Genomic DNA, 12,918 nt, shown 5'->3' with positions numbered 1-12,918 from the left:
CTAACCAAAATGCTTGAGTGGAACTGAGGTCGCGACTCATGATGATCTCCAATGCTAAAGAGACCACCAGTGTGATCAGCCAACGTTAATATGGGTAGATGGGGTTTATGGCGCGCTTACCAATATACAGGCGCCCACCACTGCGCCAAAAATCAGGATCAGTAGCCCAACAAGCTTCCAAAGCATTAACGCGACGACCGCCAGCGTTAAGGCTATCAATGCACACTCCGTAAACGTCTGATGTCGATACCTTGACCGCATACAATATTCCCTTTGTGGATGCGTTGGTTTTGCGAAGCTAAGTACGTATCTGAGAAATACATAGCCTACGTGATAAGCACTATAGGACATCAGCACAACCATGCTCATGCACAACCATGCTCATTCAGTTAATGACTGACGCCCCCGATTGAAGGCTGAGCTATCACTAACAGCCTAGTTAGCAGCAAAGCGGGAGGCCCGAAACAAACGAAGCCCTTTCCAAGCAGAAGGGGCTTCGTCGTTACTGCTAGATGGCTGACAGGTCACTATGTGAATGGCAGTATTCAGATATTAAACAAACCGCCCCAGGCCAACGGCAGCACGTAAGCGATCCATCGTGACTGCCGCTTCTTCGCGCGCCCGCTCGGCGCCTTTCTGAAGTACCGCTTCAATATGTGCGGGATCTTCCATCAGAGCGTTATAGCGTTCACGAGGAGCGCTTAAGTGAGCGTTCAAGTACTCAAACACTTGGTTCTTCGCATCACCCCAGCCAATGCCCGCAGCATACTGCTCGCGGAGGCTGGCGGTCTCTTGCGCCGTCGCAAAAGCGGAGTAGATTTGAAACAGCGTGCAGGTGTCCGGATCTTTCGGCTCACCGGGCTCCAGTGAGTTGGTCTTGATCTTACGTACCAGCTTCTGCAGCTTTTTCTCAGCCGAAAAGAGCGGGATCGTATTATCGTAGCTTTTGGACATTTTGCGCCCATCCAAGCCATTCAGAAGCTGCGTTTTCTCGTCAACGACGGCTTCTGGGAGGACAAAATGCTGGCCCTTGTAGAGATGATTAAAGCGCCCGGCGATATCGCGGGCCATCTCGATATGCTGAATCTGATCACGCCCTACCGGCACCTTATTGGCGTTAAACATTAAAATATCCGCCGCCATTAGCACAGGGTAGCCAAACAGCCCCATGGTGATGCCTTTATCCGGGTCTTGGTTTTCCGCCTCTTCGTTCTCAGCCACCGCTGCTTTATAGGCATGGGCGCGGTTCATCAGGCCTTTGGCGCAGACGCAAGAGAGCATCCAGGTAAGCTCAGGAATTTCAGGAATATCCGACTGGCGATAGAAAATCGCGTTGTCGGTGTCCAGCCCCAGCGCCAGCCATGTGGCAGCAATTTCCAGCCGCGACTCTTGCACGCGTTTTGGGTCAGGGCACTTGATCAGCGCATGGTAGTCAGCCAAAAAATAAAACGACTGAACATTGGGATCCTGGCTTGCCTCAATGGCAGGCTTGATCGCCCCAACATAGTTGCCCAAATGGGGCGTGCCGGTGGTGGTGATACCGGTAAGAACGCGGGTTTTGGCGGTTTGGCTCATGGTTTTCAGGCTCTTAAGCAAATACCGCTATGATAACGTGCACCTAGGCGCGTGGCGAATGGCGAATGGCGTCAACGCCAGCCAACTAATTTCCACACCTCGTCAGGGTCTCCAAAAGCCCCTCCAAGCAGCTCATCATACACAATACTTCCGTCCCCACTTACATTAACGCTGCGTCCTCTTACACTACCAAAAAAGTTAGCGCCGGAATTGACTGAAACATGTGTGTAAGGCGCATATACATTAGCAACTACACGATTACTTGAGTGGAAATTAACTCCGGTATCTGAGCCGCTATAACCTGAGAAGAGAGAAAATGTGGACTCTCCATTGCTATTAATCGAGTTGATTTCGGGCATACTTAATACACTACCAAAGTCTACCTTCCCTTCAACAAAAACGGTTAAACTCGAGTCTTCATCAATCACCAGGCCAGCACCACCACCTCCCATAGTGAAATCTTCATCGATCACAATAACCACGTTACCACCAGTAACTCTTAACGACGAAGAACTTGTTAGCTTAAGGCTATTTAAACGATAGATGGATGCTTGCTCGCCAAACAGAGTATTTAACTCGGGCGAAGCATGACTCACCCAACGATTAATGTCCCAAGTTTGGTCATAGCGTTCTATTTGCTGTGGGCTAAACCGCCATTCGACATTAGGGTAGGCACCTACGGTGATATCACCGATTGAAGTAAGCTCTTCTTGGTAACGGGTAATCTCCTCACTTAACGTGTTACCTGCAAAGTCGACGATATCGCAGGGCTGCTCTTCCACGCGAGTAAGAGACACATTACTATTTGGAAAAAAATCGGCTCTGTTATCTGGATCGATATGATCTGAGACAGGAGTGCGGTCAGAAATAATATCTCCGCCTGCGTAAATGCCTTCCCCAACGCTGGCTGACCAATTATTAAAACGCACATCACCCATGGCACTAACGATGCCATCAACCCGTGCGCTACTGCCAAATATTACATTCTCAAGGCTCTCAGCATTACCCTGGACGCGTCCGCCCCCTGCATTTAAAGAGATTGTTTTATTGGCCAGTATGCTGCCAAATACCTGAGAAGAACCATTGAGGGTGACGGTACCCAATGCTTCTATACCGCCATGAATGTACTCGCTACCACCAAGAACCACGTTTGCATTTTCAGCGGTAGTTCGTATTAGAGAAACACCCTGCTCAACAAAACTGCCGGGCTGTCCCTCAACCCACTCGCCCGCACCTGAGCTATAGCTACTGAAAGTCGAACCTCCGCTAGATTGAACGCCTTCACAGCCGACCACAGGAGACTGAAAAGGTGTCGGGTTTGACGCGTAAATCAGCCTAGACTGACCACGTGCGCCACTGCGCAAACCATCATCTTTGGCTGTAATCGCAACGCTCCCATCCTTTAGATACTCAAATTCCAATACGAAATTTTTAACTAGCCCTTCATAGATTGTATTTTGGTCGACTTCGCTTAACTCGTCATAGTTACTGGGAAGTAACTGTCTAAAAAAGACTTCTAGTGCATCTTTTCCAAGTAAATCTTCTACTTCTTTTCCTATCAATAGGGATTTTGATTTTTCATTTTTTGTCTTATCCAAACGACTATAGAGCTTCTCTTTTTCAATATTTGTAAGAGCAACCAAAGTGCTTTCTGCTGTCATATTAGCTTGAGTCGAGGCTCGATAGTTGCCTGCCAAACTCTCATCAATCAGAGCGCTTTGCATACTGGACATACCTAACATCAACGTACCGGAAAGAAACGCCATAACAATCACTAAAGCAGCGCCCTGTTGTTGTTTCATGGTGCCATCTCCTGATTGCTAATAATCTTATTTCGATCGGTGACTTTAAAGGTGATTTCATCGCATCCTGTCTTTGAACTTTCTTTTCGGCAATCACCGACAAGCAATGTCAAAGTGTGGGATACGTCATCACCATTGAGTGACGATAATACTGGGCAAGGTGTATTGGGGTCGATTCGAGCAAGATCAACTAAAGGTTCGTCATCCTCTATATACTGCAAAACACAGTAATATTGTGTAACACCATTGCTTATGCGTTCATTTAATTTAATACCATAATCATTTATAACCTCTTCCTCTCCTTCTCGAATACTATTGCTAAGTGTACTTGCTGCGAAAATCAATGATTCTTGCTTGCGGCTTAACGCATCCACTGTTCTAAATGTTTGAAAAGTGGTCAAAAAAAGCTGGCCAGCACCCAAAATAATGACGGTACCTATTGTCATGGCTACCATCAATTCAACAAGCGTAAAACCTTTTTGCTGATCAGCCATCATCGTCTCCACTTAAATCAGGAAGACGAAGGGTATAGGTAAATATATCTGACTCTGTGTCGCCAGTTCGGCTACCTAACTCAATCATAATAGTAAATTCACAATTGCCCTCATATTTTATTCCACTACCTTCCTTATTCACATTACGTAGCGGGTTCGAATCACTACCGCTAAACCAATGTGTCTCCCAATCGGACTCAATATTAATATCTGTGCAGGTCTTGTTTGCCAACTCCGCCCAAAGCCTTTCCTGGGCATCCACAGCGGCAACACTTGCCACCGAACGCTGGTAACCGGCATTGGCACTTTGCAGCGCTTTAAGCTGCATAGCCGCCACACCGAGCAGGCCAACGGATAGAACCACCAGCGCGATCAATGCTTCAATTAAACTAAAACCGCGCTGATGAATCATGGTTCTAAGTCCTGTCTTCGAATGCTGCCGGTTATATTTATAGCTAGCGTAAGCGAGGCCTCTTCCTCCAGCTGTCGCTGCGGGCTAAGTGTGATATGGCAAGGACTAGAGCATTTATCAATATTAGCGTCACCCAGGTTTAGGAAGGTAAGCGAGAATGTTTGATTTGGCATAGTGATATTAGCCGTCCGCCCCACTCGCATGGTCTCCTCCTCGCTTTTCACCCAGTAACACCAGCGGAGACTATCCTTGTCTTCGACCATGCCCTCAAGCCCACCGCACTCACCGGGCGGTAAGAACTCAACCGTGACGTTCTGGCGCTGTTTAATCGCCTCGCTACGGGCAAAACTTAGCACAGAGACCATTTCATTGACGTCAGCAGACAGCTGCTGGCGGGTAAGGAAATCAGAAAATGCGGGCACCGTCATCACAGCGATGATCGTTGCGATCAACAGCGTAATTAGCAATTCAATGAGCGTAAAGCCTCGTTGGGACATAAGTTACCAACACTCAGGCGTATTATTGTCGCCATTCGGCCCTTTTTGACCGTTGCTCTCTATCCAGAGTGTTTTACAACCGGCTGGAACATTGATTCCTTCTTGCGCCTCTAGACGATAGGTCAAACCCGACTCTGTCAGTCGTATCAAGGGATAAACACCATCAGGTGACGCTTTCGTTTCAAAGCATTCTTCTTTATAAATATAATTCGAGGTATAACAGCGTTCCATTACTAAAGCAGCCTGCATAAGGCCGGACTTACCGTCAGTGAGACGACTACGCTCCACATAGCTAGCATAATTCGGGTAGGCAATGGTCGCGAAGATGCCAATTATCGCGACCACAACCAGCAATTCGATCAAAGTAAAACCACGCTGGCCGTTCTGGAAAAAATGGCCAGTAATTAAATCAGAAACATTAGACACGCAGATCTGCTCCTGTATTAGTTGGCTCATACATCCAGTATGTCGCAAACCAATACGCTTTGCATTAGCTGCTGGCAATCACCTTCTCACGTAACTCTTTTGGCATGGAAAAAGTAATGGTTTCTTCGCGGCCTTGTAACTCTTCGGGCATAGCAGCGCCCATGGTTTGAAGCTTGGTAATTACCCCTTTGACCAGCACTTCAGGGGCACTGGCGCCAGCGGTGACGCCGATACGCGCTACATTCTCAAGCCATTGCGGGTCGATCTGATCGGCGTTGTCGATCAAATAGGCAGGTGTACCCATACGCTCCGAAAGCTCCCGCAAGCGGTTCGAGTTTGAGCTATTGGGGCTACCGACCACTAGTAACAAATCACTCTGGGCGGCTAGCTCACGCACGGCATCCTGGCGGTTTTGCGTGGCATAACAGATATCATCATTACGTGGGCCTTGAATCTCGGAAAACTTGTCACGCAGCGCATCAATCACTTTGGCGGTGTCATCCATTGAGAGCGTGGTTTGCGTTACGAAGGCAAGCTTGGAGGGATCACGTACTTCCAGGTTAGCAACGTCTTTTTCGTCCTCAACCAAGTAGATACGTCCGCCGTGGGAGGTATCGTAACGCCCCATGGTGCCTTCGACTTCCGGGTGCCCTTCATGGCCGATCAAAATGCACTCCTGCCCACGTTTGGCGTAGCGCAGCACTTCCAGGTGCACCTTGGTCACTAGCGGGCAGGTGGCGTCAAATACCTTCAACCCCCGCCGCTCGGCATCGGCTTGCACCGCTCGGGAAACACCGTGGGCTGAGAAAATGACAATGACGTCATCCGGCACTTCATCCAGCTCTTCAACGAACACAGCACCACGATCCCGCAGTGTTTCGACCACAAAGCGGTTATGAACCACCTCATGGCGCACATAAATGGGCGGGCCAAAGACATCCAGCGCGCGATTGACGATATCAATCGCACGATCCACACCGGCACAAAAGCCGCGCGGGTTGGCCAATTTAATTTCGATAGGCTGTGTTTGCTGCGTGCTTGTCATAAGAGCGCCTTGATGCGACGTAGCATCTGCTTAATGAGTGTTCACCGGCTTAACGTCCAGTACTTCTACTTCAAACGTAAGCGTGCGGCCTGCTAACGGGTGATTGAAATCCACCTCAATACGATCACCGTCAATGGTTTTGACCACGCCTGGCAATTCCGTTCCTGCTTTATCAGCAAACGACATCACCATGCCAATTTCCGGGGGCTCGTCACCAAAATCTGTCCGCTTCAGGGTCTGAATATTTTGCGGGTTATGCTGACCGAAAGCATGTTCTGGGGTGATCTGAAACATCCCCTCTTGACCCGCGGCCATGCCTTTAATCGGATGCTCAAAACCGGGCGGCAGATTGCCATCGCCCACTGCGAAGGTAGCCGGTGCTTTATCTTTGGTGGAGTCTACCAAAGTGCCGTCTTCCAGCTTTAAGGTGAAGTGCAGCGTCACTTCCATGCCATCATCAATACGGTAGTCGCTCATTACCATCCTTACCTGTCTATAAATGACTTTAAGTAAATGTCTTCTCGTTAGGACAGACCGCTATTAACAGACCTTCATGGTCAGACCGTTATGAAACGTTCCCGTGCGCTTTTTTACGTCGCCGCTCACCCATGATCGATTCCCAGATTAAAGCGACCGCCCCCAGGGTAATCGCAATATCCGCCACATTAAACGCCGGGTAGTACCATCCGGCGGCGTGGAAGGAGAGAAAATCGACTACATAGCCATGTACCAAGCGGTCATAAAGATTCCCCAGCGCCCCCCCGATAATCAACGGCAGCGCAATCGCCAACAGCTTTTCATCGTGTTTGATGCGGGAGAGCCAAATGGTTAAGCCTACCGTCGCACCAATCGCAATAAGGGCGAAGAACCAGCGCTGCCAACCGGGATGCGTGGCTAAAAAGCTGAACGCCGCGCCGGTGTTGTGCAGCAATGTCAGATTAAAGAACGGCAACACTTCCACCGGCTGAGCATAGCCGAGCTGGCTGCTGGCCACGTATTTCGTGGCCAAGTCCAACACAATCACTACCACCGCTAGCCACAGCCAACGCAACGGCCGCTGCATCGTCGGCCGCGCGCTGGCATCGCTAGACGTATTTGTATCAGGCGTATTTCCTTCTTTAAGCATAGTAACGAGTCTCACCGCTGCCTTCAGGGAGGTTGCTGATACAGCGGCCACATAGATCAGGGTGCTCGGCATGCGTACCTACATCAGGGCGGTGGTGCCAGCAACGCTCGCACTTGTCGTTGTCGCTGGCTTTGACAGCCACTTTCAGACTCTCTAGATCCGTTGCTTCTGCATCGCCTGCATCAGCCAGGGGCTTAAGCGTGACCTCGCTGGTGAGCATGACAAAGCGCAGTTCATCTCCCAGTTTAGTCAGTGTCGCCTGAAGCTCGTCGCTCACGTATAGCGTGACCTCTGCCGCCAAGCTGCCCTTGATCACTTTGGCATTACGGGCGTCTTCCAGGCACTTGTTAACCGAATGCTTAACCTCCAGCACCTGCTCCCAGAACGCGCGGCCTAAATCAGCGTTATCGTCCAGGCTGCCCAGATCCGTATAGTAGGTCTCAAGCAGCACGCTGTCGCCGCGCTTACCGGGGATGTTTTCGTGGATCTCTTCGGCAGTGAAAGAGAGAATCGGCGCGATCCAGCGGCTCAGCGCTTCCACCACGTGATAGAGCGCGGTTTGCGCACTGCGACGTGCCAGCGAATCGGTTTGCGTGGTGTATTGGCGGTCCTTGATGACGTCTAAATAGAAGCCACCCAGCTCCCGGGCACAGAAACCGTGCACCTGCTGATACACATCCAGAAAGCGGTACTCTTCATAGGCTTTTTCAATGCGCGCCTGAAGCTGAGCCGCACGATCCACGACCCACTGGTCCAGCGCCAGCATATCGCCAAACGCAACTTGGTTTTTCTCTGGATCAAACCCGTTAAGGTTCGAAAGCAGGAAGCGCGCGGTGTTCCGAATCCGCCGATATACGTCTGACGTGCGCTTCAAAATCTCGTCGGAAACGGCCATTTCGCCGGAGTAATCGGTGGAGGCAACCCATAGGCGCAGAATATCGCCGCCTAGCTTATCCATCACTTCCTGGGGTGCGACCACATTGCCCAGCGACTTGGACTGCTTGCGGCCCTGGGAATCGACGGTAAAGCCGTGGGTCAGCAGCTGGCGATACGGCGGATGACCGTCAATGGCCGAGCCTGTCAGCAGTGAAGAGTGGAACCAACCACGGTGCTGGTCAGAGCCTTCCAGGTACAGATCCGCCCGCGGGCCGCTTTCATGGCCGTGCGGGTGCGAGCCGCGCAGTACGTGGCGGTGCGTGGTGCCAGAGTCAAACCACACATCAAGCGTATCGGTGACTTTGTCGTAATCCGCTGCTTCCGCACCCAATAGCTCAGCGGGGTCGAGCTTGAACCAAGCATCAATACCTTCTAGCTCAACGCGCTTGGCCGCCTCTTCCATCAAGCCAACGGTACGCGGGTGCAGCTCACCGGTTTGCTTGTGTAAGAAGAACGGAATCGGCACGCCCCAATTACGCTGGCGAGAGATACACCAGTCTGGGCGATTGGCGATCATGCTATGCAAGCGCGCCTGGCCCCAAGCAGGCGTAAACGCCGTGGCTTCAATGCCTTCGAGGGCACTTTCACGCAGAGTTTTGCCGCCTTTGCCTTTAATATCCATGCCCACAAACCACTGCGCCGTGGCACGGTAGATCACCGGCGTTTTGTGGCGCCAGCAGTGCATGTAGCTATGTTTGATGGGGATATGCGCCATCAGTGCGCCTACTTCGCGCAGTTTTTCGACGATCAGCGGGTTAGCCTTCCAAATCATCTGGCCGCCGAAGAACGGCAGGTCGTCAGCGTAAACGCCGTTGCCCTGCACCGGGTTAAGCATGTCATCGAACTCCATGCCATGCTCGCGGCAGGTTAAAAAGTCATCCATGCCGTAAGAAGGAGCGGAGTGAACGATACCGGTACTGCCCACTTCTGACTCAACGTACTCCGCCAGATAGACCGGCGAGAGACGATCATAAAACGGGTGACGGAAATTGATCAGATCAAGCTGTTTGCCTTGCGTCGTGGCAATCACTTCGCCTTGCAGGCCAAAGCGCTCTAGGCAGCTCTCCACCAACTCTTCCGCCAGCAGCAATAGCCGCTCACCAGTATCGACCAGCGCGTAGGTGAACTCGGGGTGAACGTTCAACGCTTGGTTGGCCGGAATGGTCCAAGGCGTGGTGGTCCAGATCACTACCGCCGCTGGTTTAGCCAGTTCGCTTAAACCGAACGCGGCCGCCAGCTTGTCGGCGTCTTCCACCGGGAAAGCAACGTCGATGGCGTCAGACTTTTTATCCGCATACTCGACTTCGGCTTCCGCCAGTGCAGAGCCACAGTCAAAGCACCAGTTCACCGGCTTCAAACCTTTAAACACGTAACCCGCGTCGACCATCTCGGCCAAGGCACGAATCTCGCCCGCTTCGTTGGCGAAATCCATGGTGCGGTAAGGGTGATCCCAATCGCCAATGATGCCCAAACGCACAAAGTCGGCCAACTGCGTTTCGATTTGCGCACCGGCGTATTCACGGCAAAGCTCGCGGGCGTGTTCCGGCGCCAAGTGCTTGCCATGGGTAGTTTCTACCTTGTGCTCAATGGGCAAACCGTGACAGTCCCAACCCGGCACATAAGGAGCATCAAAACCGGCTAAATTCTTAGACTTAACGATGATATCTTTAAGAATTTTATTAACGGCGTGACCGATATGAATACTACCGTTGGCGTAAGGAGGGCCATCGTGCAGTACAAACAGCGGCGCACCTGCGCGCGCTTCACGCAGGCGCTGGTAAATGTTCATATCTTGCCACTGGGAAACCCGCCCTGGCTCCTGCTTTGGCAGCATGCCGCGCATGGGGAAGTCAGTTTCAGGCAAATTCAGCGTGTGCTTGTAATCCATAGTCCGGTCAGCCGTCGTTAGCATCAGCGGAATTTCCCGCCGAAGATGAATCAGAAGAAGCGGTCTCACGCCCAAGCGGGGCCGAGGCCAGCGGAAGAGAATAGTCGTGATTGGCCACTGCCGCCGAAAAATAGTGGCGAGCACGGGCTTGGTCACGTTCAATTTGCGCTTTCAGCGCGTCAAGGCCGTCAAACTTGACCTCGCCCCGCAGTCGCGTACAGGGGTATACCGTCATACGTTGGCCGTAAAGATCACCGGAGAAATCGAACAGGTGCACCTCAAGGGTCGGCCGCTCTGAACCCACCGTCGGACGAAAGCCAACATTGGCAACGCCCTGGTGGCGTTCACCACCTTCAAGCTCAGCGACTACCGCAAAGACACCCCGCAGCGTTAACGGTTGGGGCAGCAGCGGCAAGTTGGCGGTGGGTACGCCAAGCGTGCGCCCCAACTGCTGGTCACGCACCACACGGCCATGCAACGAATAGGGGCGGCCCAGCAAACGCGCCGCGGCGGAAAAATTGCCGCTGGCCAGCAAGGTACGCACCCGCGTGCTGGACACCCGCTCGTCATCCACGGTAAACGTGCGCGTGTGCTCTACCCCAAACCCCTGTTCGCGGCCCACTTCCGCCAGCAACGCAAAATCACCGCGACGGTCGCAGCCAAAACGGAAATCATCACCCACCACCAAGTGCTTAACGCCGAGCCCATCAATCAATACCTGATCGATAAACTCGCGCCCCGTCAGGCTGCGCAGCGTATCGTTAAACGGCAGCACCAGCACTTGTTCCGCGCCAAAATCACGCAGTAAGCGCACTTTTTCACGCAGGCGGGTTAACCGCGGCGGTGCTTGGTCACCGGCAAAAAATTCGCGCGGCTGGGGCTCGAACACCACCACTGTCAGCGGCACACTCCAGCGTGCGGCATGTTCACGGCACTGCTGAAGAATGGCCTGATGGCCGCGATGCACACCATCGAAGTTACCGATCGTCGCAACGCAGCCACGATGAGCCGCTTTCAAGTTGTGCAGACCTCGAATGACGCGCATGGCACCTCAGCCGTTGGGAGGACAAAGCCTCTGATTATAACGAACCCGCACGCCAGGGTGCAGCGTTATGAGTGCATTTTAAAATGACGGATGCGTAAACCTAACACTGCCAGCCACGCGAAGTAGAGTGAGCCGCCCATGACCACCAGCCCAGTGACCCAGCTTATCCGCTGCCACAGGCCAAAGGAGAGCCACGCTTGCCAATCCGGCGCCACAAAATAGAGTGCCGCACACATTAACCCACTGCCCCCGATTAGCTGTACCGAATAACGCTTCCAGCCCGGCTGAAACACTAGCACACCCTGCTTATGCAGCAGGTAACCCAGCAGGCCAGCGTTCAAGAAGGCCGACAGCGCGGTGGCTAACGCCAACCCGGCATGCGCCAGCGGCCAAATTAGCAGCAGGTTAAGCACCATATTAGCGACCATGGCGATAATGCCTACCTTTACCGGGGTTTTGGTGTCTTGACGGGCAAAAAAGCCCGGTGCCAATACTTTGATCAGCATAAAGGCTACCAAACCGAAGGCGTAAGCGCGCAGGCTCATCGCCGCCATTTGGATGTCGTTGTCAGTCATCGCGCCGTAATGGAATAGCGTGATTAACAGCGGCTCGGCCAACACCGCCAGCGCTAGCGCCGCGGGCAAGCCTAACAGCAACACAATGCGAATAGCCCAATCGAGCATCGCAGCAAAGTGCTCTTTGGACTGGTCAGCATGTCGCTTGGAAAGCGCTGGCAAAATCACCGTACCAATCGCCACGCCAAACACGCCTAGCGGCAGTTCTACCAACCGGTCAGAGTAATAGAGCCACGACACGCTACCCGCCGCTAGCAACGAAGCCAAGACCGTATCCAACAGCAGATTAATTTGCGATACCGACACCCCAAACAGCGCAGGCCCCATCAATTTCAGTATGCGCCGTACGCCCTCGTGGGCAAAGTTTGGCCAGGGCGTGGGCATCAGCCCCAAGCGCAGCAAGAATGGCACCTGGAAAACCAACTGTGCCGCCCCGGCGATCAGCACGCCCCAGGCCAGCGCCATGGCGGGCTCTTCCATTAGCGGCATTAAAAATAGCGCCGCACCAATCAGCGAAAGATTAAGCAACACCGGGGTAAACGCGGGCACCGCAAAACGGTTCCAGGTATTCAACACACTGCCTGAAAAGGCAGTAAGCGAAATCAGCAATAAATAGGGAAACGTTAAGCGCAGCATATCCGCGGTCAGCGACAGCTTTTCCGGATCACTGCCAAAACCGGGGGCAAACACCCAAATCAACCACGGCGCGCAGAGCATGGCCACGGCGGTAATCAGCGCCAGTGCTGCCGTTAAGCTACCCGCGGTCGCATTCAGTAGCGCACGTATCTCCTCCCGATCACGTTGGGTAGAGTACTCCGAAAGCACCGGCACGAAGGCTTGATTGAACGCCCCTTCAGCAAATAGACGGCGCAAAAAATTAGGGATCTTAAACGCCACGAAAAACGCATCGGCGCCATCCCCTGCCCCTAATAAGGTAGCGATAACCACGTCGCGCGCCAGCCCCATCACCCTCGACAGCATCGTCATCGTACTGACGACGAGGCCCGAGCGCATTAGCCCGCGGCGGGCTATGGCGGTGTTTGAGGAAGTGTTGGGAGCTTTCTTCGCTGTCATAAGCTATCCAGAAAAAAACCATC

The 12,918-nt window shown here is 52.7% G+C and carries 12 protein-coding genes; all 12 read right to left on the bottom strand.

What is annotated here, in order from left to right:
• Positions 1-552 precede the first annotated feature (552 nt).
• Positions 553-1,575, bottom strand: a complete 1,023-nt coding sequence (locus tag HZS80_RS21745; RefSeq protein WP_179917305.1) for a tryptophan--tRNA ligase — start codon at positions 1,573-1,575, stop codon at positions 553-555.
• A gap of 71 nt (positions 1,576-1,646) precedes the next feature.
• Entirely contained in the window at positions 1,647-3,377 is a 1,731-nt protein-coding gene (locus tag HZS80_RS21740; protein WP_179917304.1) for a DUF7305 domain-containing protein, read from the bottom strand.
• Positions 3,374-3,871, bottom strand: a complete 498-nt coding sequence (locus HZS80_RS21735; protein ID WP_179917303.1) for a PilW family protein — start codon at positions 3,869-3,871, stop codon at positions 3,374-3,376. The genes HZS80_RS21740 and HZS80_RS21735 overlap by 4 nt, the downstream gene beginning before the upstream one ends.
• Positions 3,864-4,283 (bottom strand): type IV pilus modification protein PilV, encoded by a 420-nt coding sequence (gene pilV / locus HZS80_RS21730; RefSeq protein WP_179917302.1) that lies wholly within the window; start codon positions 4,281-4,283, stop codon positions 3,864-3,866. The genes HZS80_RS21735 and pilV overlap by 8 nt, the downstream gene beginning before the upstream one ends.
• Complete coding sequence (locus tag HZS80_RS21725; protein ID WP_179917301.1) at positions 4,280-4,780, bottom strand: GspH/FimT family pseudopilin; 501 nt, start codon at positions 4,778-4,780, stop codon at positions 4,280-4,282. The genes pilV and HZS80_RS21725 overlap by 4 nt, the downstream gene beginning before the upstream one ends.
• A 3-nt stretch (positions 4,781-4,783) precedes the next feature.
• The gene (locus tag HZS80_RS23915) at positions 4,784-5,206 is read right to left on the bottom strand and encodes a type IV pilin protein (protein WP_052703726.1); all 423 of its coding nucleotides are present in this window, start codon (positions 5,204-5,206) and stop codon (positions 4,784-4,786) included.
• 64 nt (positions 5,207-5,270) lie between these two features.
• Entirely contained in the window at positions 5,271-6,251 is a 981-nt protein-coding gene (gene ispH / locus HZS80_RS21715; protein WP_179917299.1) for a 4-hydroxy-3-methylbut-2-enyl diphosphate reductase, read from the bottom strand.
• A gap of 30 nt (positions 6,252-6,281) precedes the next feature.
• Entirely contained in the window at positions 6,282-6,728 is a 447-nt protein-coding gene (fkpB, locus tag HZS80_RS21710) for an FKBP-type peptidyl-prolyl cis-trans isomerase (RefSeq protein WP_179917298.1), read from the bottom strand.
• Between the two features lie 88 nt (positions 6,729-6,816).
• The gene (gene lspA, locus HZS80_RS21705; RefSeq protein ID WP_179917307.1) at positions 6,817-7,314 is read right to left on the bottom strand and encodes a signal peptidase II; all 498 of its coding nucleotides are present in this window, start codon (positions 7,312-7,314) and stop codon (positions 6,817-6,819) included.
• 55 nt (positions 7,315-7,369) lie between these two features.
• The gene (ileS, locus tag HZS80_RS21700) at positions 7,370-10,225 is read right to left on the bottom strand and encodes an isoleucine--tRNA ligase (protein ID WP_246362434.1); all 2,856 of its coding nucleotides are present in this window, start codon (positions 10,223-10,225) and stop codon (positions 7,370-7,372) included.
• Positions 10,209-11,246 carry a bifunctional riboflavin kinase/FAD synthetase gene (gene ribF, locus HZS80_RS21695; RefSeq protein WP_179917297.1) on the bottom strand — a complete coding sequence of 346 codons (1,038 nt, stop codon included), beginning with the start codon at positions 11,244-11,246 and terminating at the stop codon, positions 10,209-10,211. Before ribF ends, ileS begins: the two co-directional genes overlap by 17 nt.
• Positions 11,247-11,311: 65 nt before the next feature.
• Positions 11,312-12,895, bottom strand: coding sequence for a murein biosynthesis integral membrane protein MurJ (gene murJ / locus HZS80_RS21690; RefSeq protein ID WP_179917296.1), 1,584 nt, complete (start codon positions 12,893-12,895; stop codon positions 11,312-11,314).
• Positions 12,896-12,918: the final 23 nt, after the last annotated feature.

Origin of the sequence: Vreelandella glaciei (assembly GCF_013415125.1) — a bacterium.
Lineage (GTDB): Bacteria > Pseudomonadota > Gammaproteobacteria > Pseudomonadales > Halomonadaceae > Vreelandella > Vreelandella glaciei.
This window is presented reverse-complemented; position numbering and strand designations above follow the sequence as displayed.